This is a genomic window from Streptomyces atratus, assembly GCF_014648655.1.
GTDB lineage: Bacteria > Actinomycetota > Actinomycetes > Streptomycetales > Streptomycetaceae > Streptomyces > Streptomyces atratus.
Map to the genome: position 1 here is coordinate 76812 of NZ_BMRN01000006.1, position 23778 is coordinate 100589.

18 protein-coding genes and 1 tRNA gene are annotated in these 23778 nt (G+C 68.3%); 8 read left to right on the forward strand and 11 right to left on the reverse strand.

Annotated elements, in window-relative coordinates:
* Positions 1-30: 30 nt before the first annotated feature.
* The 6 genes from IEZ15_RS12445 to IEZ15_RS12470 form a co-directional block, all read right to left on the reverse strand.
* Positions 31-118, reverse strand: a tRNA-Ser gene (locus IEZ15_RS12445).
* Between the two features lie 307 nt (positions 119-425).
* Complete coding sequence (locus IEZ15_RS12450) at positions 426-1121, reverse strand: hypothetical protein (protein WP_189276557.1); 696 nt, start codon at positions 1119-1121, stop codon at positions 426-428.
* Between the two features lie 322 nt (positions 1122-1443).
* On the reverse strand, positions 1444-2163 hold the full coding sequence (locus IEZ15_RS12455; RefSeq protein WP_189276559.1) for an ABC transporter permease: 720 nt from the start codon (positions 2161-2163) through the stop codon (positions 1444-1446).
* 30 nt (positions 2164-2193) lie between these two features.
* Positions 2194-3105: an ABC transporter ATP-binding protein gene (locus IEZ15_RS12460; protein ID WP_189276561.1), complete on the reverse strand. Its 912-nt coding sequence runs from the start codon at positions 3103-3105 to the stop codon at positions 2194-2196.
* Positions 3102-4010 carry an ABC transporter permease gene (locus tag IEZ15_RS12465; RefSeq protein ID WP_114245576.1) on the reverse strand — a complete coding sequence of 303 codons (909 nt, stop codon included), beginning with the start codon at positions 4008-4010 and terminating at the stop codon, positions 3102-3104. Before IEZ15_RS12465 ends, IEZ15_RS12460 begins: the two co-directional genes overlap by 4 nt.
* Positions 4000-4989 (reverse strand): ABC transporter ATP-binding protein, encoded by a 990-nt coding sequence (locus IEZ15_RS12470; protein ID WP_189276896.1) that lies wholly within the window; start codon positions 4987-4989, stop codon positions 4000-4002. Before IEZ15_RS12470 ends, IEZ15_RS12465 begins: the two co-directional genes overlap by 11 nt.
* A gap of 290 nt (positions 4990-5279) precedes the next feature.
* Between IEZ15_RS12470 and IEZ15_RS12475 the strand changes: the two genes are divergently transcribed.
* The 6 genes from IEZ15_RS12475 (at position 5280) to IEZ15_RS12500 (ending at position 11632) form a co-directional block, all read left to right on the forward strand.
* The gene (locus IEZ15_RS12475) at positions 5280-6131 is read left to right on the forward strand and encodes a M24 family metallopeptidase (RefSeq protein WP_189276563.1); all 852 of its coding nucleotides are present in this window, start codon (positions 5280-5282) and stop codon (positions 6129-6131) included.
* Complete coding sequence (locus IEZ15_RS12480; RefSeq protein WP_189276565.1) at positions 6128-7900, forward strand: SDR family oxidoreductase; 1773 nt, start codon at positions 6128-6130, stop codon at positions 7898-7900. The genes IEZ15_RS12475 and IEZ15_RS12480 overlap by 4 nt, the downstream gene beginning before the upstream one ends.
* The gene (locus IEZ15_RS12485) at positions 7897-8874 is read left to right on the forward strand and encodes a MerR family transcriptional regulator (RefSeq protein WP_373302555.1); all 978 of its coding nucleotides are present in this window, start codon (positions 7897-7899) and stop codon (positions 8872-8874) included. The genes IEZ15_RS12480 and IEZ15_RS12485 overlap by 4 nt, the downstream gene beginning before the upstream one ends.
* Positions 8875-9039: 165 nt before the next feature.
* Positions 9040-9582 (forward strand): RNA 2'-phosphotransferase, encoded by a 543-nt coding sequence (locus tag IEZ15_RS12490; RefSeq protein WP_189276566.1) that lies wholly within the window; start codon positions 9040-9042, stop codon positions 9580-9582.
* Positions 9583-9674: 92 nt separating this feature from the next.
* Positions 9675-10574, forward strand: a complete 900-nt coding sequence (locus IEZ15_RS12495; protein ID WP_189276568.1) for an LLM class flavin-dependent oxidoreductase — start codon at positions 9675-9677, stop codon at positions 10572-10574.
* Positions 10575-10765: 191 nt separating this feature from the next.
* A complete protein-coding gene (locus IEZ15_RS12500; RefSeq protein ID WP_189276570.1) occupies positions 10766-11632 on the forward strand; it encodes a Cof-type HAD-IIB family hydrolase in 867 nt (288 codons plus the stop codon).
* Positions 11633-11686: 54 nt separating this feature from the next.
* Here the strand turns inward: IEZ15_RS12500 and IEZ15_RS12505 are convergent, their stop codons facing one another.
* The 5 genes from IEZ15_RS12505 to hisC form a co-directional block, all read right to left on the reverse strand.
* Positions 11687-13393 (reverse strand): sensor histidine kinase, encoded by a 1707-nt coding sequence (locus IEZ15_RS12505; protein WP_189276572.1) that lies wholly within the window; start codon positions 13391-13393, stop codon positions 11687-11689.
* Between the two features lie 57 nt (positions 13394-13450).
* Positions 13451-16969, reverse strand: coding sequence for a thiol reductant ABC exporter subunit CydD (cydD, locus tag IEZ15_RS12510; protein WP_189276574.1), 3519 nt, complete (start codon positions 16967-16969; stop codon positions 13451-13453).
* A gap of 79 nt (positions 16970-17048) precedes the next feature.
* Positions 17049-18050, reverse strand: a complete 1002-nt coding sequence (gene cydB / locus IEZ15_RS12515; protein WP_114245568.1) for a cytochrome d ubiquinol oxidase subunit II — start codon at positions 18048-18050, stop codon at positions 17049-17051.
* A gap of 18 nt (positions 18051-18068) precedes the next feature.
* Positions 18069-19580, reverse strand: a complete 1512-nt coding sequence (locus IEZ15_RS12520; protein WP_114245567.1) for a cytochrome ubiquinol oxidase subunit I — start codon at positions 19578-19580, stop codon at positions 18069-18071.
* A 305-nt stretch (positions 19581-19885) separates the two neighbouring features.
* On the reverse strand, positions 19886-20965 hold the full coding sequence (hisC, locus tag IEZ15_RS12525; protein WP_189276576.1) for a histidinol-phosphate transaminase: 1080 nt from the start codon (positions 20963-20965) through the stop codon (positions 19886-19888).
* 370 nt (positions 20966-21335) lie between these two features.
* On the opposite strand from hisC, the gene IEZ15_RS12530 reads away from it, so the two are divergent.
* The gene (locus IEZ15_RS12530) at positions 21336-22448 is read left to right on the forward strand and encodes a LacI family DNA-binding transcriptional regulator (RefSeq protein ID WP_189276578.1); all 1113 of its coding nucleotides are present in this window, start codon (positions 21336-21338) and stop codon (positions 22446-22448) included.
* A gap of 173 nt (positions 22449-22621) precedes the next feature.
* Positions 22622-23680 carry a metallophosphoesterase gene (locus IEZ15_RS12535; RefSeq protein ID WP_189276580.1) on the forward strand — a complete coding sequence of 353 codons (1059 nt, stop codon included), beginning with the start codon at positions 22622-22624 and terminating at the stop codon, positions 23678-23680.
* The last annotated feature ends 98 nt before the right edge of the window (positions 23681-23778 follow it).

Sequence of the window (23778 nt, forward strand, 5' to 3'; positions counted from 1 at the left end):
CACTCGTACTGGTACCCGACACTGTTGCTGCGGAGGATGCGCGGATCGAACGCGCGCGGGGTTCACGACCCCGACGACGGCTTAGCAAGCCGCTGCCTTACCACTCGGCCAATCCTCCGGGTGGGCGGCCGCACGATGCGCAGAAACCGCCCTGGGCGTCCTGCTCCGATCGGCACGGCGGAGTCGTCGGTGACTACTCCGGTGCCGGCTCGGACCCGCCCTGCTGGGAACTCGACGGACTCGGACTCTCGGTCATCGTCGCGCTCCTCTCCCGGCCTGTGACGTGCTTGTCGGCGTGCGGCTGTTGATGTCGGGGCGTGCTGCGCCGGTTTCGGCGTGTGCTGCACCAACTACTCTGACCGGGGCGGCCTTTCGGCGCCACCCATTTTCCGGGCAATACCGAAAGGCCGTGAACGGCCTTCGGATCAGCGCTGCTTGTTGCGGCGGCTCAGATCCTTCAGGTGGCGGGCGAGATCGTCCATCCTTCCGTCGATACGGGCGATGTCCTCGGAGAGGTGGCCCAGCCGCACGCTCATGGCGCCGACGACCTGGTGCGTGATGTCCATCCTCCGGTCGAGGCTGTCGAGCCGGTGCGACATCCGGTTGAGGACGGGCCCGAGCTCCTGAAGCGCGCTGCCCACTCCTGCGAGGCAGCTCTCGATCCGGGTGACGCGGTGTTCGAGCGAGGCATAGCCCGCGCGCAGGTCCTGCTCGGCGTCGAGCAGATACGTACGGACGCATCGGGCGATGTCGCTGTCGCGAAGAAGCATCGCGACGTTGAGCACGGTCCTGCGGGTGTACAGGGTGAGCTGAGTGGCGGCCTGTGGATAACTGCCGTCCTCGTCACCGCCCCATAGGGACAACATGTCCCTATGGAATTCCCGCAGCTCAGGGCCGCGAAGCAGCCTGAGCCCGTTCTCCGTGACCTCGGCTCGATGCCGCTGGATGACCTTTTTGATGACCTCTGTGGATACTTCGAAGTAACGAGCCACATCCTCTGTGCGAAGGTGAATTCCGTCCGGGAGCACGACAAGGCTCTTGACCTTGTCGAGGACGTCGACGCGCCCCATCTGTTCGACGCGCAGCGCACGCGATTCGAGCAGGGCAACTTCCGTGGGCATGGACATGCCTTCCGATCGTGAAACCGACGGCGGACAGCCCTGTCCCGGGCTTGAGGGGCGGAGGACGCTCACGGTTGCCACTCACTCAATGACCGACCCGGCGGGTGCTCCCTCACCGGCATCGACAATCCCTGATTTCACGAAAGCTACGACGCCACAGATTCCAGTTGCCTCCACGCGCCCTGCACAACGAACCGATAACCGTACAGTTACGCGTAATACTGTCCGAAATATGTCAACCCCCGCCCAGGGGCGAGGGTTGACGAAGATCGAAATGATCGTAGACGCAGCACGACAGAGGTACCCGGGGGAAGCCCCCCGATCACTCCTCGCCGGCCAGCTTCAGTGTGCGCAGCTTCTGACCCGCGTACCAGGTCGCCGCCACCGTGACCGCCACCAGCAGGACCGTCGCGACCGGCAGCCCGACGTCGGAGGTGATCGCGCCGGCCCCGCCGACCTTCTCTGCAACCGCGAGGGACCACTGCTGAACGCTGAGCGTGCGCGCCCCCGGCACCAGGGTGCCGAAGAGGGCCTCCCACACCAGCGCGTAGACGAGGCCGAAGACGACCGCGTGCCGGCTGACGGTGCCCAGCAGCAGGAACAGCGAGCTGTACGCGATCGAGGCGACCAGCGCAGCGATGGTGTAGGCCACCGCGATCTGCTGGCCGTTTCCGTTGAGGATCAGCCCCGCGATCAGCGTGGGCAGTGCGGAGAAGACCATCGTGACGGCGATGGCCACGATCAGCTTGGTGAAGATGATCGTCGGCCGTTTCACCGGCTTGGCCAGCAGATAGACGATCGATCCGTCGTCGATCTCGGGACCGATGGCTCCGGTTCCGGCGATCACGCCGATCAGCGGCACCATCGTGGCGATGGCGAAGCCGCCCAGCACATCCGAGGCGACCTGGTCATCGGCTCCGGCGAACGCCCGTACCGCCACGGCGATGACCACCAGCAGCGCCGGCAGGACGAAGAGGATGGCGGCCCGGCGCCGGCCGAGCAGGGCCCGGTAGGTGAGCCGGGCGACTGTGGGGTCGTACATGACGCTTCACAGCTCCTTTCAGGCCACTACTCAGGCCGCTACGAGATAGGAAAAGACCGATTCGAGGGACTCGTCGGACGGCGAAACGGTCAGAAGGCGAATTCCGTGGTCACGTGCGACCTTCGGCAGCAACTCTGTGAAGCGTCCGAAGTCGACCGCCTGGATACGCAGGGCCTGTTCGCCCAGGTCCACCTCGATACCGGCCGTCGACGGGTCGGCGATGAGCGCGGCAGCGAGGGCTCGGTCATCGCTGGAACGTACGAGATAGCGGTGCGGGCGATCCGTCATCAGCCGGCGGATCTTCCGGAAGTCACCGGATGCCGCGTGCCGTCCCGCCACGATCACCTCGATGTGCGAGGCGAGTTGTTCGACCTCTTCGAGGATGTGGGAGGAGAAGAGCACGCTACGGCCCTCCGCCCCCATCCGCCGCAGCAGCGCCATCAGCTGCATCCGCTGGCGCGGGTCCATCCCGTTGAACGGCTCGTCGAGCAGCAGCACCGACGGTTCGTGGACCAGGGCGGACGCCATCTTCACGCGCTGGCGCATGCCCTTGCTGTACGTCGAGATCTTGCGGTCCTGCGCGTACTCCATCTCGACCGTGGCCAGCGCCTTCTGCGCCGCCGCATCGCCGAGCCCCTGCAGTTCCGCATTGGCGACGACGAATTCGCGGCCGGTCAGGAAGTCGTACATCCCTTCCCGTTCCGGCACGATCCCGATCTCCTTGTACACCGCTTCATTGCGCCAGATCGGCCGGCCGTCGAGCGTGACCGTGCCAGTCGACGGAGCGAGGAAACCGGCCATCATGTTGATCAGCGTGGACTTTCCCGCGCCGTTGGGGCCGAGCAGCCCGGTGACGCCCTGGCCGACCGTCATGCTCACGTCGTTGACGGCGACCACATTGCCGAACCAGCGCGAGGTGTGGTCGATCTCGATGGTGGTCACAGCCCGACCCTCCGGTAGCGGCGCATCAGTACGGCGTACGAGCCGGCGACGAGCGCGAGAACAACGATCAGATAGACCACGCCGGCCCCAACCCCCGGACCTTCCCCTCCGGGGAAGGCCGAAGTGGCCCCGAGGAACGCGGTCTGTACACCACCGATCAGCGTGATGGGGGAGAAGAGCCCCAGCCACTCGATGGCCCCCGTCGAACCCGTCTGCCAGGCAATGGCCTGGACCGTCGAGACCGCGCCGAAGGAGATGGTCAGTACGGCGATCACCGCGGCAACACCGAAACCGCGGCGCGGTGTCAGCGCGGCCATCACCAGGCCCAGTCCGGCGAAGAGCACGGACAGCAGCGCCACCGAAACCAGCCCCTGTCCGAACCCCTTGGTCTGCTCGGCGAAGTCGAACTTCCCCAGCAGCGCGCCCACATAGAGGATGACGAGCGGCGCCCCGGTGAGGATGAAGAGCGCGGACGCCATGGCCGCCAGCTTCGCGACGACATAGTCGGCCCGCTCGATCGGCCGCGAGAAGTACAGCGGCACACTCTTGAAGCGCAGGTCACGGGAGACCGACTGCGGTGCCTGCGCGGCGAGGAAGAGTCCGATGACGGCCTGCAGATAGATCGCGAACGCCGTGTACTTGATCGGCAGAGCCGTGGTCCCCGGGGCGGCGATGGCAACCGCGACGATGATCGCTGCGACCATGCACATCACACCGAACAGCAGCATCGGCAGCACCTTGGACTTCGCGGAACGCCCCAGTCCGAAGGAACCCCGCAGGGACTGCGAGTAGAGCGAGCGCCGCGCATAGCTGCGTCCCAGCCGCTTGCCGTCGTAGGAGCGGTACCCGATGTTGTGGATCCGGGAGGTCTCGCTCCCGCTCACGGCTCCGGTCTCAGTGCTCATCACGACCGCTCCCCTTCTGCTGTACGGCCCCGACAACCGCGGACACGGTCTGCGTGACGGCTGCGGCGCGCGGTGCCTCTTCGGTACGGAAGACCTCGGCGATGTGATGGCGCCGCTGCTCCATCCGCACGAGACCGAGCCCGAGCCCGGCCACGCTGTCGCGCACGATGTCGTACGTCTCCTCGCCGGTCGCCTCGACCAGCAGGATGTGACCCGCACCGGGCAGCCCCTGCCCGTCGAGACCGTCGTGGCCCACGAGGTTGACGCCGGCCCGGGTGAGGACCTGACGCAGTGCGTCGGTGCCGTCCGGGTGGGTGTCGCTGTCGGTGACCTCGACCGCGAGGGTCGTGGTGGTCTGCGTGAAGTCGCTGGTGGAGCTGGAGCGCAGAAGTGTGCCGCCATCGATGACGACGACATGGTCGCAGGTGCGTTCCAGCTCGCCCAGGAGGTGCGAGGTGACCAGGACCGAGATGCCGAAGTCCGTGTGTACGCGGCGGATCAGCCCGAGCATCTCGTCGCGGCCGACCGGGTCGAGGCCGTTCGTCGGCTCGTCGAGCAGGACCAGCTGCGGGTCGTGGACCAGTGCCTGGGCCAGTTTCACGCGCTGCTTCATGCCGGTCGAGTAGCCGCCGATGGGGCGGTAGCGCTCCTCGTACAGACCGACGTGGCGCAGTGTGTCGGCGGTGCGCTCGCGCGCTGCCGTCGGCGGCAGTCCGGACATCCGCGCCATGTGGACGACGAACTCGGTGGCCGAGACGTCCGGCGGCAGACAGTCGTGCTCGGGCATGTAGCCGACCCGTTCCCGGATGGCGGCGCCACTGGTGGCGACGTCGAGTCCGAGCACCGCGGCCCGGCCTTCGGTGGCAGGGGACAGACCCAGCAGGATCTTGATCAATGTGGACTTGCCGGCTCCATTGGAACCCACCAGGCCGGTCACACCGGGTCCGATGTCCAGGGAGAGCCGGTCAAGCGCGGTCACCCGGGGGAACCGCTTGCTCAGGCTTTCGGTCGCGATCACAGTCACGTCTTCGAAGATAGTGGCGCAGACCACACCGGTCGTCAGCCCTGGCGGCTGGATCCGCATCAGACTCCAGGCGTACGGACCCGTAGGGGGCCACCACGGGGAAGGAGCCAGGAGGTCGGGGGAAAGGCCTGCCCGGGTTGTCCACAGGTCTCCGCACACCTCTTGACGCAGTCGCCGGACATTGTCACATTCATCAGTGTCACGTTACGGGCACGTACCGCACACTGCAGGGAACGGACGGTGGCATGACCTCGGCAGTCAAGGACGAACAGGCCCCGGAGCTGCGGGGGTTCAGAGAAGTACAACGTCTCGCGTACGACTGCGCCGAGGCGGTCGCCGCCCGGCTCACGCCGGGGGTGACCGAGCGCGAGGCTGCCCGCATGCAGCGCGACTGGCTGCGCGAGCGCGGGGTGCGGGACTGGTTCCACCTCCCCTTCGCCTGGTTCGGGGACCGCACGGCGTTCGCCGGCTTCAAGGTGCCCCTGCAGTTCTTCCCGACCAACCGGAAACTGGAGCCGGGGATGCCGTTCATCCTCGACATGGCCCCGGTGCACAAGGGCTTCACAGCGGACATCGGCTACTCCGGCTGCCTCGGGCTCAGTCCCCTGCACGACAAGCTCCTGGCCGATCTGGAAGTCCACCGTGAGCTGATTCTGCGCGAGGTGCGGGAGCGGCGTTCGCTGCGCGAGATCTACGAGGACGTCGAACGCCTGATGATCAAGCAGGGGTACGTCAACAGACATCGTGCCTACCCCTTCGGCGTCATCGCCCACAAGATCGACCGCGTGGCCGAGCACCGCTGGTCCCCCCATGTGTTCGGCTTCGGCACCCAGTCGCTCAAGGGTCTGATGAGCGACGCACTGCACGGACACCGGGACGGCTGGTCGCCGCTGTGGAGTCCATACCGCTTCTCCGACCATCCGCCGCAGCCCGGGCTGTGGGCGGTCGAACCCCACCTCGGATTCCGGGGTACGGGTGCCAAGTTCGAGGAGATCCTGGTGGTCACCGACTCCAGGGACCCCGAACAGAGCGCCTTCTGGCTGGACGACGATCTGCCGCATGTGCGGCGCTGGGCCGAGGAGAGGGTGGCGGCATGAGCCTGCCGGGAGCGCGCGAGCGCCGGGTGCGTACGGGCGGAATCGAGCTGTGTGTCGCCGAATTGGGCGACGAGGGACGGCCGACGATCGTCCTCGTGCACGGCTACCCGGACAGCAAGGAAGTCTGGACGGATGTCGCCAGGCAACTGGCCGACCATTGGCACGTCGTACTGTACGACGTGCGCGGGCACGGCCGTTCCACAGCGCCGGCACCGCTGCGCGGCGGCTTCACCCTGGAGAAGCTCACCGATGACTTTCTGGCCGTCGCCAACGCTGTGAGCCCGGACCGGCCGGTGCATCTGGTCGGGCACGACTGGGGGTCTGTCCAGTCCTGGGAGTTCGTCACGGTCAAGCGGACCGAGGGCCGGATCGCCTCGTTCACCTCGATGTCCGGGCCTTCCCTGGACCATTTCGGGCACTGGATCAAGCAGCGGATGACCCGGCCCACCCCGCGCCGGGTCGGCCAGTTGCTCGGCCAGGGCGCCAAGTCCTGGTACGTCTACATGCTGCATACGCCGGTCCTGCCCGAGCTCGCCTGGCGCGGCCCGCTCGGCAAGCAGTGGCCGCGAATTCTCCAGCGACTGGAGAAGGTGCCCGCGGGTGACTATCCGACGCCCTCCCTTCCCGACGATGCGGCGCATGGCGCCTGGCTCTACCGCGACAACGTCCGGGCCCGGCTGCGCAGACCCCGTACCGACGCCTATGCGCATGTACCGGTCCAGCTGATCACGCCTACCGGAGACATCTTCCTGTCGGAGAAGCTGTACGACCAACTGGAGCTGTGGGCGCCCCAGTTGGTGCGCCGCTCCTTGCCGGGCAAGCACTGGGTGCCGCGCACCAGGCCGGACCGGATCGCCTCCTGGATCAGTGAGTTCGTGGCGGCCAACGAGGCGGCACGGGAGGACGGCAGGCCGGTGCAGGACACCGCGCCGACCGGGGCGTACGCGGACCGGTTCGGCGGACAGCTGGTCCTTGTGACGGGCGCGGCGGGCGGCATCGGGCGGGCCACTGCTTTCGCCTTCGCCGAGGCGGGCGCACGAGTGGTGGCCGTGGACCGGGACGCGGAGGGAGCGGCCAGGACGGCGGAGATGGCCCGGCTGATCGGCTCCCCGGCAGCCTGGGGCGAAGCGGTCGACGTCAGTGACGAACAGGCGATGGAGAAGCTCGCCGAGAAGGTCGCCACCGAGTACGGCATCGTCGACGTCCTGGTCAACAACGCAGGGATCGGCCTGTCCGGCTCCTTCCTGGAGACCACGAGCGAGGACTGGAAGAATGTCCTCGACGTCAATCTGTGGGGTGTCATCCATGGCTGCCGGATCTTCGGCAAGCAGATGGCCGAACGCGGCCAGGGCGGCCATATCGTCAACACGGCTTCCGCCGCCGCCTATCAGCCTTCCCGGGCGCTGCCCGCATACAGCACTTCCAAGGCGGCCGTGCTGATGCTCAGCGAGTGTCTGCGGGCCGAACTCGCCGACCGGTCGATCGGGGTCAGCGCGATCTGCCCCGGCATCGTCAACACGAACATCACCGCTACGACGCACTTTGCGGGTGCCGGCGCCGCGGAGGAGAAGCGTCTGCAGAAGCGGACCAGCCGGCTGTACGGGCTGCGTAACTATCCGCCGGAGAGAGTCGCCGATGCGATCCTCAAGGCAGTGGTGCGCAACCAGGCCGTCGTGCCGGTGACACCGGAGGCCCGCGGCGCCCGGTTCCTGTCCCGGTTCAGTCCCGGTGCGCTGCGCGGGATCGCCCGGCTGAAGCCACCGCTGTGAGTGGCCCCGGGCAGTCGTCGGCGGTGGCCGGCCGGTCCGCCGCCGAGTACCGGATCGAGGACCTGGCGCATGCGAGCGGCGCCACGGTCCGTACGATCCGCGCCTACCAGGACCGCGGCCTGTTGCCGACGCCGGAACGGCGCGGCCGGGCCAATGTGTACCGGGACACCCACCTCGCCCGGCTCCGGCAGATCGCCGATCTGCTGGATCGCGGGTACACCCTGGCCAGTATCAAGGAACTCCTGGAGGCGTGGGACACGGGCCGCGGTCTGGGCGGGATCCTCGGGCTCGTCGCCGAGGTGCACGGCCCCTGGACGGACGAGCAGGCCGACCGGATCACCCGGGCCGAGCTGAACACCAGGTTCGGTGGCAGTCCGGACGACGAGGCGGTCACCGAGGCGGTGGAGCTCGGCGTACTCGAACGCATCCCAGGACGGGACGACGAGTTCCTGGTTCCGAGTCCTCAAGAGCTGGCAGTGGCAGTCGAGTTGTACGCAGCCGGCGTACCACTCAGTGCAATCTCGGGCCATCTGAGGGAACTTCGCGGCCAGGTCGAGCAGATCGCCTCGCGCTTCCTGGAGTTCACCACGGAGCACGTCTTTGCGCGCTATCTCGGTCATCGTCCGCCGACGGACTCGGACGCGGCAGAAGCGGCGGCTATGGTGCGCAGGCTGCGTCCGCTCGCTCAGCAGACGGTGGACGCCGAACTGGCGCGTGCGATGCGGACGTTCGCCACCAGACATCTGCAGCACCATCTCGGCTCGGATACCCCGCTCACCTCGGATGCCTCGATCCCCATGACGCGCCAAGTGGATCTGCCACCGGAGACGATCCGCTCCGTAGAAGGACTGGTTGGTCCGGAGAACGTGTCGGCCTTCGTGGCGGCAGCGGCAGAACGCGAGGTGCAGTCAAGGACATTGGATGTGCTTGTCTCATCTACCGGCGAAGTAGAGCATATTACCCAAAGTGGTTGATTCCTCAGGCCCTTGTCCACAGAATCGCCAATTAGCCTGTGGATAACTCAAGTTGCTTGTGGATCAAACCTGTGGACGAAAATTGCTACAGCGAATAAAATTGCTGTAGTGAATCGGGGTGAAATCCGGATGCGAGTGCGCGACCGCCGCGGGCACTCTGACGGGATGGACGACAGACGCACCATCAAGGTGTCCAAGTACCTCTCGAAACACCTGCGGCACCAGCCGGAGCGGATCGGAATCACGCTCGATGCCAACGGCTGGGTGACGATCGACGAACTGCTGCGCGCCACGGCCCGCAACAACTTCCCCATCACCCGGGCCGAACTCGAACATGTCGTCGCCGTCAACGACAAGCAGCGCTTCGCCGTCGAGGACGGCCGCATTCGTGCGAGCCAGGGCCACACCGTCCCGGTCGATCTGGCTCTCCCGCCGGCCGAGCCGCCCGCGTACCTCTACCACGGCACGGTGGGCCGCGTGCTGGACGCGATTCGCAGCGAGGGTCTGCGTCCCATGGCCCGCACACACGTCCATCTCTCGCCCGACCGCGAGACGGCGACCAGGGTAGGCGCCCGGCGCGGCCGCCCCGTCGTCCTGTCGGTGGACGCGGCCGCGATGCACCGCGCGGGCCACACCTTCTATGTCAGCGCCAACGGAGTCTGGCTCACCGCTGCCGTACCGCCCGCATTTCTGCGTTTCCGCGACTGACCGCGGCGGCTGATCCCACGACCGGTCCCGCCGAGGGCCGGTGCGCTTCCACGAAGACGCCCACCGGTTATCGGCCCCGTAAGGTCGTAGTCATGCGTCTGAGCACTGTGATTCTGCCCATCCACCGCTGGAGCAAGGGCCAGAAGGTCTGGCAGCACGCCGAGGAACTGGGGTTCCACGCTGCCTACACCTACGACCATCTGACCTGGCGGACCTTCCGCGACGGGCCGTGGTTCGGCGCGGTACCGACCCTCACCGCCGCGGCCGCCGCCACCCAGCGGCTGCGCCTGGGCACCCTCGTCACCTCCCCCAACTTCCGGCACCCCGTCACGCTCGCCAAGGACCTCATCACGCTGGACGACGTCTCCGACGGACGCGTCACTCTCGGTATCGGCGCGGGCGGCAACGGCTTCGATGCCACAACGCTGCGCCGGAGCGACGAGGAGCCGTGGACGCCGCGCGAACGGGCCGACCACTTCGATGAGTTCGTACCGCTGCTCGACCAGCTGCTGCGTGAGCCCTCGGTGACGTACGAAGGCCGGTTCTACGCGGCGAACGAGGCCCGGAACATCCCCGGCTGTGTGCAGCGGCCCCGGCTGCCGTTCGCAGTGGCCGCGACCGGGCCGCGCGGGATGAAGCTTGCCGCGCAGTACGGGCAGGCCTGGGTCACCACGGGCGACCCGAAGCTGTACGAAGCGGGGACCCCGGAGCAGTCCGTTGAGGCCATCCGCGGGCAGCTCACCAAGCTGGGCACGGCCTGCGAGTCCATCGGCCGGGATGTCGGCGAGCTGGACAAGATCCTTCTCACCGGTTTCACGCCGGACCGCCCGCTGCAGTCCTTCGACGCCTTCGTGGATTTCGCGGGCACCCACTTCGCACTGGGCTTCACGGAGATCGTCATTCACTCGCCGATCCCGGACTCCGACTTCGCGGCGGACGAGAAGGTCTTCGAGCGCATCGCCACCGAGGGCCTGGCCCAGCTCGGCCACTGACAGATCCGGCTCTGCCACTGCGGACCCGGCTCGACCGCCGACCGGACGGCCACGAGCACCGATCGGCCCGGCACTACCGCTCAGGGACCTCTGGCATATGCGCCAGGCATGTTCCGCTGGTCAGGGGGCGTGCATCCTCATATGTGCGCCCCTCTGCACGCCCGTGCGCCTTCATACGCGAGAATGGGCGCGTGACCTCAGCTACCGACTCGCCTTCTCCTGCCGCTCCCCGGCTGATCGCCACCGACCTGGACGGCACCCTGCTGCGCGACGACAAGACGGTCTCGGACCGTACGATCGCCGCGCTCGCCGCCGCCGAGGAGGCCGGTATCGAGGTGTTCTTCGTCACCGGACGTCCGGCCCGCTGGATGGATGTCGTCAGCGATCACGTCCACGGACACGGCCTGGCGATCTGCGCGAACGGCGCCGCGGTCGCGGATCTGCATGCGGACGGCAAGCTGGTCAAGGTCCGCCCGCTGGGGCGCGACATCGCCCTCGACATCGTGCACACACTGCGCGCCGCCACCCCCGGCGTCTCCTTCGCCGTCGAACTGACCACCGGCATCCACTACGAACCGGCCTACCCACCCTTCCACCTGGACCCGGGTGCCACCGTCGCCGCCGCCGAGAAGCTGCTCCACGAGGAGACGCCGGGTACCGGCGCCCCCGTGCTGAAGCTCCTCGCCCACCACGCCGAACTGGCCCCGGACGACTTCCTCGCCCTGGCCCGTACGGCAGCCGGCCACGAGGCCTCCTTCACCCGGTCCAGCCCCACGGCCCTGCTGGAAATCAGCGGCCCAGGAGTCTCCAAAGCCAGCACCCTGGCGCTCTGCTGCGCCGAGCGCGGCATCTCGCCCGCCGAGGTCGTCGCCTTCGGCGACATGCCCAACGACGTGGAGATGCTGCGCTGGGCTGGCACGTCGTACGCGATGGGCAACGCCCACCCGGCCGCAATCGCCGCCGCCTCCGGCCGGACCGCCACCAACGGCGACGACGGCGTCGCGGTAGTCATCGAGCGGATCCTCGCCGAGCGCCGGTCGGCCGACGCGGCACGCTGAGGCCCGCGCCCGGCAGCGTCCCCGCCGGGCGGACCCCTGAGCGCCCGACCGCCCTCAGATCGGTGCCTCCCACACCACCGTCGTGCCGCCCCCGTCCTCCCCGATGCCGGGCCCGAACCAGCTCGCACCGCCGAGGGATTCCGCCCGGCGCGCCAGATTCCGCAGCCCGCTGCGCCGACCGCCCTGCGAGATGCCCACTCCGTCGTCGGCAACCGACAGTCGCACCGCGTCCCTCCCGTCGGGCAGCGTGGCGGTCGCATCGACGACCACGTCGATCAACGACGCCTCGGCATGCCGGAAGGCATTGGACAGCGCCTCCCGCAGCGCAGCGATCAGATTCTTGCCGGTCAGCTCGCCGACCAGCGAGTCGACCGGGCCGAGGAAGCGGTGCGAGGGCTTGAATCCCAGCGGGACCGCCGCCATGTTGATCTCGCGCAGGACGCGGGTGCGCAGCCCGGACGGCGCCTCGGCCGGCTCCTGCTGCAGTGCGAAGATCGCGGTACGGATCTCCTGGATGGTCACGTCCAGTTCATCGACCGCCCGGCCGACACCCGTCTGCACCTCGGGCACGACCGACCGGCGCTGGGCGCTCTCCAGCATCATCCCGGTGGCGAACAGTCGCTGAATGACCAGGTCGTGCAGATCGCGGGCGATCCGGTCGCGGTCCTCGTACACCGCGAGCCGCTCCCGGTCCCGCTGTGCCTCGGCCATCATCAGCGCGAGTGCGGCCTGCGAGGCGAACTGGGTGGCAAGGGTCCGTTCCGTCTCCGTGAACGGCCTTTCGCCTCGGGCACGAGGGGTGGCGAGCGCACCCAGCACCCGTCCACCGCTGTGCAGGGGCAGCAGCATGCTGGGGCCGAACTGGTGGGCCAGCATGGTGACCATGCGGGGATCGGTGGCCGAGTCGTCCACGAAGACCGCCTCGCCGTCCAGCAGCTTCGTAACCACCGGGCTCTCCTGCCCGATGATCACCCCCAGCTGGGCAGAGGGGTTGTCCGCGGAGACAGCGACGATCTCCAGACCGCCCTCCTCTGCCGGCAGCAGCACGATCCCGGCGGCGGACGCGGCAAGATGGCGGGCCTGTTCGGCGACGACGGAGAGCGCGTCATCGGCGTCACCGCCGGACAGCAGGGCGGTGGTCACGGCCACCGAGCCGTCGATCCACCGTTCGCGCTGGCGTGCCGCCTCGTACAGCCGGGCGTTACCGATGGCGATCCCGGCCTCCGTGGCGAGCACCCGCACCATGTGCAGGTCGTAGTCGTTGAACTCACCCCCGTCGTCCTTCTCGGCCAGATAGAGATTTCCGAAGATCTCTCCCTGTACCCGGATCGGAACGCCGAGGAAGGTCCGCATCGGGGGATGGCCGGGCGGGAATCCGGCGAACCTCGGATCGGCCGTCAGATCGGCGAGCCTCACCGGTACCGGGTCGTGGATCAGTGCACCGAGCAGCCCCCGGTGCCCGTCGGGGCGGTGGCCGATCTCGTGCGCCACCTCGTCCGAAACCCCGTACGTGACGAAATCGGACAGCCCCGCACCCTCCTCGTCGACGACGCCGATGGCGGCGTAGCGGGAGTGGGCGAGTTCCGCCGCCGTCTCACAGATCCGGTCGAGGGTGGAGTGCAGTTCGAGGCCCGTGCCGACGGAACGCATGGCTTCCAGCAGCTGCGGTACACGGGCGGTGAGCTCTGTGGACAGGCCCTGCAGGCTGCGTGTCGCCTGTGTCGCGGCTTCGAGTGAGTCCTTCGGGTCCTGCTCAGGCATACCTCGAGACTAGTTAGCCCCCATTCGGGAGGAAAGTCGGCTATCGCGTCGCCCGGCTCATGCCCGTACGCCCACGGCTTTCTCGGGCACCCGTACGGCCTCCCGCTCGCGCTCCAGCATCCGGCGCAGCGGCCCCTCCTCAGCCGCGAGACCGGCGTACGGCCCCCGCTGCACCACCCGGCCGGCATCCAGCACCACCACCTCGTCGACGGCTTCGAGCCCTTGGAGGCGGTGGGTGATCAGTACCGTCGTACGCCCCCGGGTGGCGGCCAGCAGGTCCGCGGTCAGGGCGTCCGCGGTCGCCAGGTCGAGATGTTCCGCGGGCTCGTCCAGAACGAGTACGGGAAAGTCGGCGAGGATCGCCCGGGCCAGGGCGAGGCGCTGGCGCTGGCCGCCGGAGAGGCGTGCGCCGTGTTCGCCGACAAGGGTGTCGAGCCCGTCGGGCAGCGCCTCGGCCCAGTCGAGCAGCCGTGCCCGGTCGAGAGCGGCCCGCAGTTCCTCGTCCGTCGCACCGGTACGGGCCAGCCGCAGGTTCTCCCGGATGGAACTGTCAAAGATATGGGCGTCCTGGGCGCACAGCCCGACGAACTGCCGGACCGTGTCCCCCTCCAGTGCGGAGGCATCGACACCGCCGATCCGGTACGTCCCCGCCCGTGCGTCCAGGAAACGGAGCAGGACCTGCGCGAGAGTCGTCTTCCCGGAGCCGGAGGGACCGACGACGGCGATGCGTCGGCCGGCCGTCAGCCTCAGGTCGACGGAGTCCAGGGCGTCCCGCTCCGCTTGCGCGTACCGGGCCGACAGCCCCCGTACCTCCAGCGGGAAGGGCGATCCGGGTGTCTCGGCCGGGCTGCCGGGTTCGTGCACGGGCAGTGGGGCGTCCAGCACCTCGTACACCCGCTCCGCACTCCGCTTGACCCGCTGCCGGTACTGCACGGCGAGCGGCAGACCGGTCACGGCCTCGAAGGCGGCCAGCGGTGTGAGCACCACCACCGCGAGCTCCACGCCCGTGAGCCGCCCGTCGTACACGGCGGGGAGGGCGACGAGTGCGGTGGCGACGACGGTGAGGCCGCTGATCAGAGCGATGAGGCCGCCGCCGAGCGCGGTGGCGGTGGCCGCGCGGGCGGCGATGCGGGTCAGGACGCCGTCGGCCTCCCGGGTCCGCTCCGAGCGGGCGGGCAGGGCGCCCGCAACGGTCAGTTCGGCGGTCCCGCCGAGCAGGTCCGTGATCCGAGTGGCCAGATCGGCACGTGCGGGGGCCAGTTGGCGTTCCGCGTGACGGGAGCAGGCGCCGCTGACCAGCGGTACTCCCGCTCCGGCCAGCAGCAGTCCGGCGGCCAGCACGACGCCTGCCGCAGGCAGTAGCCAGCCGATGAATCCGGCGGCCGCCGCCCCCACGACGACGGCGGTCCCGACGGGCAGCAGCCAGCGCAGCCAGTAGTCCTGCAAGGCGTCGACGTCGGCGACGAGCCGGGAGAGCAGGTCCCCGCGCCGGGTGCGGCGCAGACCGGCCGGCGCGATGCGCTCCAGCCCTCGATAGACCGCGACGCGCAGCTCGGCGAGCATCTTGAGCACGGCGTCGTGCGACACCAGGCGCTCGGCATAGCGGAAGACGGCCCGTCCGAGACCGAAGGCGCGGGTCGCGGTCACGGCGACCATCAGATAGAGCACCGGGGGCTGCTCGGAGGCGCGGGAGATCAGCCAGCCGGAGACGGCCATGAGCCCGACCGCCGAGGCCAGGGCGAGGCTTCCCAGCAGCAGCGCGAGCGCCAGCTGTCCGCGCCGTGCCCCTGCGGCCTCCCTGACCCGGGCCAGGACCTGACCCGAGCGGGCCGCGGTGTCCCGCAGCACCCCTGGCTCCGGCACAGCGTCACTCTCGCCGATGGGTGCGTTCGTCGGCCGTGGCACCGCAGCGAACACCTCGGGCTTCTCCGGCCGAAGTGTCAGGCCCGGTTCCAGTGTCACCACCCGGTCGGCCACCGAGAGCAGCGCCGGGCGGTGCACGACCAGCAGCACGGTCCGCCCCACCGCCAGCCTCCGTACCGCCTCGACGACGCCCGCTTCCGTCTCGCCGTCCAGACTCGCGGTCGGTTCGTCGAGCAGCAGCAGCGGCCGGTCGGCGAGGAAGGCCCGCGCGAGCGCGAGTCGCTGGCGCTGGCCGGCGGAGAGGCCCGCACCGTCCTCGCCGAGGAGCGTCTGCGCGCCGTCCGGCAGTTCCGCCACGAAGTCGTACGCCCCCGCGTCCCGCAGCGCTGCCGTCACGGCGCCGTCGTCCGCGTCCGGCCGGGCCAGCCGTACGTTCTCCGCGATCGTGCCTGCGAAGAGATACGGGCGCTGCGGCACCCAGGCGATCCGTTCCCGCCAGCGCTCGGGGGCCAGCGTCGCCAGATCGACGCCGCCGATCCGCACCCGCCCCTCGTCGGGTGCCGTGAATCCCAGCACCACATCGAGCAAGGTGGACTTCCCGACACCGCTCGGGCCGACCAGAGCAACGGTCTCCCCCTCGTCCACCACCAACGAGGCCCCGTCCAGCGAAGCTTCGGTACGGCCTTCGTGGCGTACGGTCACCCCCTCCAGCTCCAGCCGCAGCGACTCCGGAGTGTCCTCCGTACCGCGCGGCCGGGGCTCGGTCTCCAGGACCGAGAAGATCTCCTCCGCGGCCGAGAGCCCCTCGGCGGCCGCGTGGTACTGCGCGCCGACCTGGCGGATCGGCAGATAAGCCTCGGGCGCCAGGATCAGCACCACCAGGCCCGTGTAGAGGTCGAGTTCGCCGTGCACGAGCCTCATGCCGATGGTGACGGCGACGAGGGCCACCGACAGGGTCGCCAACAGCTCCAGGGCGAAGGACGACAGGAACGCGATCCGCAGCGTCCGCAGCGTGGCCCGCCGGTACTGCGAGGTGATGGTGCGGATGGATTCGGCCTGGGCCTTGGCCCGGCCGAAGACCTTCAGCGTCGGCAGTCCGGCGACCACGTCGAGGAAGTGCCCGGAGAGCCGGGACAACAGCTGCCACTGGCGGTCCATCCGCGACTGGGTGGCCCAGCCGATCAAAATCATGAAGAGCGGGATGAGAGGCAGCGTGACCACGATGATCGCTGCCGAGACCCAGTCCTCGGTGACGATCCTGGCAAGGACCGCTACCGGGACGACCACCGCGAGTCCGAGCTGCGGCAGATAACGCGCGAAGTAATCGTCGAGGGCGTCGACCCCACGGGTGGCAAGCGCCACCAGGGAGCCGGTGCGCTGCCCGCTCAGCCAGCCGGGCCCGAGCGCCGCGGCCCGCTCCAGCAGCCGGCCGCGGAGTTCGGACTTGACCGCTGCGCTGGCCCGGTACGCGGCCAGTTCGGTCAGCCACGAGACCAGCCCCCGGCCGAGCGCGATGGCCGCGAGCGTGATCAGCGGAGTCCGCAGCCCGGAGACGGCCAGTCCGTTCTCGAACCCGCCCACCACCACTTCGGCGATGAGCATGGCCTGGGCGATGACCAGCGCCGCCCCGACAACTCCGAGTGCCACCACGGCTGCCAGGAAGAGGCGGGTGGCGCGAGCGTAGCGGAGCAGGCGCGGGTCGATCGGTTTCACGTGAAACAGCCCCCAGTGAGCTCGGTCGGCGGGCCGGGGCCTGTCCGGCGGATCAGGATCGGACAGGCCCCAGGTGCGTTCAGTGCGCTTCGGCGATGTGCTGCGTACCGATGCGCTTACGGAAGACCCAGTACGTCCAGCCCTGGTAGAGCAGGACGACAGGGGTGGCGATCCCCGCGCACCAGGTCATGATCTTCAGCGTGTACGGGGTGGACGAGGCGTTGGTGACCGTGAGGCTCCAGGCGTCGTTCAGCGAGGACGGCATGACGTTCGGGAAGAGCGTCAGGAAGAGCATCGCGACCGCGGCCACGATGGTCACGCCGGAGAGCGCGAACGACCAGCCCTCACGTCCCGCCGCGATCGCGCCGATCGCACCGACCAGTGCCACCACGGTGATGATCAACGCCATCAGGCTCCAGCCGTCGCCGTTGTCGATCTGGGTCCAGATGAGGAAGCAGAGTGCGAGCACCGCGGTGACCGGCCCGAGCTTCAGCGCCAGCTTGCGCGCCCGTTCCCGGATGTCCCCGACGGTCTTGAGCCCCGCGAACACGGCACCGTGGAAGGTGAAGAGGGTGAGCGTGACCAGTCCGCCGAGGATGGCGTACGGATTGAGCAGGTCCCAGAAGGTGCCCGCGTACTCCATGTCGGCATCGATCTTCACGCCGCGCACGATGTTCCCGAAGGCCACGCCCCAGAGCAGGGCCGGGATCAGTGAGGTCCAGAAGATCGCGTGTTCCCAGTTGGTCTGCCACTTCTCCTCGGGACGCTTCGACCGGTACTCGAAGGCGACACCTCGCACGATCAGGCAGACCAGGATGATCAGCAGCGGCAGGTAGAAGCCGGAGAACAGGGTGGCGTACCACTCGGGGAAGGCGGCGAAGGTCGCACCGCCCGCGGTGAGCAGCCACACTTCGTTTCCGTCCCAGACGGGCCCGATCGTATTGATCAGAACCCGCCGCTCCTTGCGGTCGCGGGCCAGCAGCTTGGTGAGGACACCGATCCCGAAGTCGAATCCCTCCAGGAAGAAGTAGCCGGTCCAGAGGACGGCGATGAGTACGAACCAGACGTCGTGGAGTTCCATCTCTCAGCTCCTCTGCTCTCAGTAGGAGAAGGCCATCGGCCGGTCGGCGTCGTCATGGTCGTCGCCGCCGATCTTGGTGGGCGGGTTGAGGTCGGCCTCCGTGAGCTCCGGCGGTCCGGCCTTGATGTACTTCACGAGCAGCTTGACCTCGATCACCGCGAGCGCGGCGTACAGCAGGGTGAAGCCGATCATCGAAGTGAGTACCTCGCCCTGCGAGGTGCCGGGGGAGACCGCGTCGCGGGTCTGGAGCACGCCGTAGACGACCCAGGGCTGGCGACCCATCTCGGTGAAGATCCAGCCCCAGGAGTTGGCGATCAGCGGGAAGAGCAGCGTCCAGAGCGCGACGATCCAGTAGCACTTGGCGAGCTTCGGGCTGAGGGCCTTGTTCTTGAAGAGGACCAGATGGGGCACTTCGTCCTCACCGGTCCTCATCCCCGGCGGCAGCATGAACTTCCTTCGTGTCAGCCACAGTCCGAGGATGCCGAGGGCGAAGGACGCCATTCCGAAGCCGATCATCCAGCGGAAGCTCCAGAACGCGACCGGGATGTTGGGCCGGTAGTCACCGGGACCGAACTTCTCCTGCTCGGCCTTGTTGATGTCATTGATGCCGGGGACGTACGAAGTGAAGCTGTCGTCCGCGAGGAAGGACAGTACCCCCGGGATGGAGATCTCCACGGTGTTGTGCCCCTTGGCCACATCGCCGACCGCGAAGATCGAGAAGGGTGCCGAGTTCTGCCCCTCCCAGAGCGCCTCGGCGGCGGCCATCTTCATCGGCTGCTGCTTGAACATGACCTTGCCGAGCTGGTCACCGCTGATGGCAGTGAGAAGTCCGGCGATCACCACGGTGACCAGTCCGAGCCGCAGCGAGGTCCGCATCACCGGGATGTGCTTCTTGCGCGCCAGATGGAAGGCGGCGATGCCGACCATGAACGCGCCTCCGACCAGGAAGGCGGCGGTGATGGTGTGGAAGAACTGGGCAAGCGCGGTGTTCTGAGTGAGCACATGCCAGAAGTCGGTGAGCTCGGCCCGGCCGCGTTCCTTGTTGATGCGGTAGCCGACCGGGTGCTGCATCCAGGAGTTGGCCGCCAGGATGAAGTAGGCGGACAGGATGGTTCCGATGGAGACTATCCAGATGCAGGCGAGGTGGATCTTCTTCGGCAGCTTGTCCCAGCCGAAGATCCACAGCCCGATGAACGTGGACTCGAAGAAGAAGGCGATCAGTGCCTCGAACGCGAGCGGGGCACCGAAGATGTCACCGACGAACCGCGAGTAGTCGGACCAGTTCATACCGAACTGGAACTCCTGGACGATGCCGGTGACGACACCCATGGCGATGTTGATCAGGAAGAGCTTGCCCCAGAATTTCGTCGCTCTGAGGTACTTCTCGTTGTTCGTCCGCACCCAGGCGGTCTGCAGGCCGGCGGTGAGCGCAGCGAGAGAGATCGTCAGTGGGACGAACAGGAAGTGGTAGACGGTGGTGATACCGAACTGCCATCGCGCCAGCGTTTCCGGCGCCAGAGCTAGCTCCACGTCGTCTTCTCCTTAAGTCGCCGTAGTGACACCGGCAGTTTGCCCTTTTAATCCGACTAATCATGGGAGGAAGCAGGACATGCTTGTGAACGCGTTCACATTCACAAGCAATTATGACGCACGGACTTTCGGGACGTTCGGGCGGGGTACCCCTCTTGGGATGTTCCGATCAATCCACCCGAAGCAGACACACGGAAGCATCGCGTTCCGGGCCCCTTCAGGCCTCGAACGCAAAGGCCCCGTACCTCGGCGATCGAGGTACGGGGCCCTGGGCCCTCCGGTGTGCGCAGGCGGCCTGCGCCGCTCTACAGCCCCTTGCGGTACGACTCCGTCACCTTCAAGAACAGATCGTTGGCCTCGTCCTCCCCGATCGAGACCCGCACACCCTCGCCCGCGAACGGCCTGACCACCACACCGGCCCGCTCGCACACCGCGGCGAAGTCGGCAGTACGGTCCCCGAGCCGCAGCCAGACGAAGTTCGCCTGGGACTCCGGCACGGTCCACCCCTGGTCCACCAGCGTCCGCTGCACCCGCTCGCGCTCGCACACCAAGGAGCCGACCCTCCCCAGGAGTTCGTCCTCGGCGCGCAGCGAGGCCACCGCCGCGTCCTGTGCGAGCTGGCTGACCCCGAAGGGCACCGCCGTCTTGCGCAGTGCGGCCGCCACCGGCTCGTGAGCCACGGCGAAACCGACCCGCAGACCGGCCAGGCCGTACGCCTTGGAGAACGTCCGCAGCACCGCCACATTGGGCCGGTCCCGGTAGATCTCGATGCCGTCCGGCACCTCGGCGTCGCGGATGAACTCCCTGTACGCCTCGTCGAGCACCACCAGGACATCGCCCGGCACCCGGTCCAGGAACCGCTCCAGCTCAGCCCGGCGCACAACGGTGCCGGTCGGGTTGTTCGGGTTGCAGACGAAGATCATCCGGGTGCGGTCCGTGATCGCGTCCGCCATCGCGTCGAGGTCGTGCACGTCACCATCGGTCAGCGGAACCTTCACCGAGGTCGCACCGCTGACCTGCGTGATGATCGGATACGCCTCGAAGGAGCGCCAGGCGTAGATGACCTCGTCACCCGGACCCGAGGTGGCCTGGAGCAGTTGCTGCGCCACACCGACCGAGCCGGTTCCGGTGGCGAGGTGCGAGACGGGCACACCGAAACGGTCAGCGAGCTCATTCATCAGACCGGTGCAGGCCATGTCCGGATAGCGGTTGAAGTTCGCAGCCGCGGCCAGGGCGGACTCCATCACCCCGGGCAGCGGCGGATACGGGTTCTCGTTGGAGGACAGCTTGAACGCAACCGGTCCGCCGGCGGCAGCCGGCTTGCCCGGTACATAGGCGGGAACGCCGTCCAGCTCGGCGCGCAGCTTGGGGCTCGTCTCGCTCACCGCAGGTCCTCCTCGACCGTCTGTACACATCAATACTGCTCACCTTATGAGGATTGGGCACTGCTGCGAATGGCCGGAACGTCCAATCGTCCGGTGCGACCGGGAATGGGGGGAGCGTTTCCCTCCCCGACGTGCGCCGGTGGCTCACTCCGTGGCGCGCGTCCCTCGAAGAGGTGAGATGAGACCTCTTCGAGACATCAGCCATTTAGTAGGCCCATCGGTTTCGATACATGACACATTGCGATCAACCCATCCAACGCCCTTGATTTGCCAGGCATTTGGCACCTAATGATCATGCAGAAACGTGCCTGTCAACAAGTAAATGTGCGACCGGGCCAACCTCCCGTCCGCGCCCTACTATCGGCTCGCCATGACAGCAGCAGGGAAGCACCAGGTGAGCCGGGCGGAGACACCCCGGCGCGGCGGTCGGCAAGGACGAGCGGGAATCCGGGATGTGGCCGCCGCCGCCGGGGTCTCCATCACGACCGTCTCCGACGCGCTCAACGGCAAGGGCAGGCTCCCGGACGCCACCCGCCGCCATGTCCGCGAGGTCGCAGAGCGCCTGGGCTACCGCCCTTCCGCCGCGGCCCGAACCCTCCGTACCGGCAAGTCCGGCCTCATCGGCCTGACCGTGACGACCTACGGGGACGAACCTTTCACCTTCACCGAATTCGCCTACTTCGCCGAGATGGCCAGAGCGGCCACCTCCGCCGCGCTCGCCCGCGGCTACGCCCTCGTCATCCTGCCCGCCACCTCACGCCATGACGTCTGGTCGAACGTCGCTCTCGACGGCACCGTCGTGATCGACCCCTCCGACCAGGACCCGGTCGTCACGGAGCTCGTGCGCCAGGGGCTGCCCGTCGTCTCGGACGGCCGGCCGGCCGGAACCCTCCCGGTCACCGCCTGGGTCGACAACGACCACCGGGCCGCCGTGCTCGACCTCCTCGACCATCTGGCCGCCGCCGGGGCCCGCCGCATCGGCCTGCTCACCGGCACCACCACCGACACGTACACCCGTCTCTCCACCACCGCGTACCTCCATTGGTGCGAGCGCGTGGGACAGGCCCCGGTGTACGAGTCCTACCCCGCCCACGACCCGTGCGCGGGTGCGGTCGCCGCCGACCGGCTGCTCGCCCGCCCGGACCGGCCCGACGCCGTCTACGGGCTCTTCGACCCCAATGGCACCGACCTGCTGGCGGCCGCCCGCCGCTACGGTCTGCGCGTCCCCGAGGACCTTCTGCTGGTCTGCTGCAGCGAGTCCACCGTGTACGCGACAACCGAGCCCCCCATCACCACGCTCTCGCTCAAGCCGCGCAGAATCGGCACGGCGGTCGTCCAGCTCCTGATCGACGCCATCGAAGGTGTGAAGCACGACGGACCGGTGGAGCAGGTCATACCGACAGAGCTCATCGTCCGGACGTCCTCGCAACGCCGTCCGCCCCGCACCACGGTCAGCCCACCGCGCTCTCCCACCGGGGATTGATCGGGCGATTTCGGACCAAACGGCCGGTGAACCTGATGTGCGCCCGGATTCACCACCCCTGGTGCGTCACACAGCACGATCCGCATTCCTATGATGGGCGCACGACACCGCGGACCGCCCCGACCAGCAGGGCCCGTCAGGTGTACGGCGGCGCGACGGTGGTGGAGGGGTCGATGACACAGGGGGCCGGTCAGGAACCCGTGGTGCGGACTGCGACGTTGCGTGACTTCCGCGTACCGCCCTATGCGCAGACTCCGGTGCCGTCTGCACCACCGCACCCGGGCAATGCCGTTCCGGGAGACGAGCCGCCGGAGGGGTACACACCCACCGCGCGCGACCTTCCCGTGATCAACCGTGGTGACACGGTCCAGGTGCGGGCCGTCCCCGACCCGCGGCCGGTACCGGAGCCGGGACTCGGGCCGCTGTACGTCGTCGGCGATGTCCACGGCTATTTGGACGAGCTCCACGCCGCCCTCGCCGAACAGGGCCTCATCGACGCCGAGGGCAACTGGTCCGCGGGCAATGCCCGCCTCTGGTTCCTCGGTGACTTCACCGACCGGGGCCCCGACGGCATCGGCGTCATCGACCTCGTGATGCGCCTCTCCGCCGAGGCTGCGGCCGCGGGCGGCTACTGCAAGGCCCTGATGGGCAATCACGAACTGCTGCTCATCGGCGCCAAGCGGTTCGGCGACACCCCGGTGAACTCCGGCGCGGGTACAGCCACCTTCCAGGCCGCCTGGCTGCTCAACGGCGGCCAGAAGAACGACATGGAGCGTCTTCAGGACGTCCACCTCCAGTGGATGTCCCGGCTCGACGCAATCGTCGAAGAGGACGGGCATCTACTGATGCACTCCGACACGACGGCGTACCTCGACTACGGCGCCACCATCGAGGACGTCAACGACACCGTGCACGCCATTCTCACGCGTAACGACGCCGATGAGTGCTGGGACCTCTTCCGGAAGCTCACCAAGCGGTTCGCCTTCCGCGACGAAGCGGGGCCGCAGGCCGTCCGGGAGCTGATGTCTGCCTACGGTGGTCAGCGCATCGTCCATGGTCACAGCCCCATTCCGTACCTTCTCGGCGAGGTCGGCTCGGAGGACGGCGAGGACGGCTCCGGCCCCGTTGTCGAAGGCCCGCACGTGTACGCGGACGGGCTCGCCATCGCCATGGACGGTGGAGTGACCATGGCCGGAAAGCTACTGGTCGTCCAACTGCCCCTGCATGACTGACGTTCTTCTGGGAAGACGCATCCACGACCTGACCGCGCAGACCGCTGGGCCGATTTCCGGAAACCCCCTGTCACCCCGTGCCGTGGGCGCTCTACCAT

Excerpts from the sequence above, each read along its gene's own strand:
- IEZ15_RS12475 (WP_189276563.1), top strand. The coding sequence starts at position 5,280 with ATGACCTCGGCAGTCAAGGACGAACAGGCCCCGGAGCTGCGGGGGTTC.
- IEZ15_RS12530 (WP_189276578.1), top strand. The coding sequence starts at position 21,336 with ATGACAGCAGCAGGGAAGCACCAGGTGAGCCGGGCGGAGACACCCCGG.
- IEZ15_RS12450 (WP_189276557.1), bottom strand. The coding sequence starts at position 1,121 with ATGCCCACGGAAGTTGCCCTGCTCGAATCGCGTGCGCTGCGCGTCGAA.
- IEZ15_RS12465 (WP_114245576.1), bottom strand. The coding sequence starts at position 4,010 with ATGAGCACTGAGACCGGAGCCGTGAGCGGGAGCGAGACCTCCCGGATC.
- IEZ15_RS12495 (WP_189276568.1), top strand. The coding sequence starts at position 9,675 with ATGCGTCTGAGCACTGTGATTCTGCCCATCCACCGCTGGAGCAAGGGC.
- IEZ15_RS12490 (WP_189276566.1), top strand. The coding sequence starts at position 9,040 with ATGGACGACAGACGCACCATCAAGGTGTCCAAGTACCTCTCGAAACAC.
- IEZ15_RS12535 (WP_189276580.1), top strand. The coding sequence starts at position 22,622 with ATGACACAGGGGGCCGGTCAGGAACCCGTGGTGCGGACTGCGACGTTG.
- IEZ15_RS12455 (WP_189276559.1), bottom strand. The coding sequence starts at position 2,163 with ATGTACGACCCCACAGTCGCCCGGCTCACCTACCGGGCCCTGCTCGGC.
- cydB (WP_114245568.1), bottom strand. The coding sequence starts at position 18,050 with ATGGAACTCCACGACGTCTGGTTCGTACTCATCGCCGTCCTCTGGACC.
- IEZ15_RS12480 (WP_189276565.1), top strand. The coding sequence starts at position 6,128 with ATGAGCCTGCCGGGAGCGCGCGAGCGCCGGGTGCGTACGGGCGGAATC.
- IEZ15_RS12505 (WP_189276572.1), bottom strand. The coding sequence starts at position 13,393 with ATGCCTGAGCAGGACCCGAAGGACTCACTCGAAGCCGCGACACAGGCG.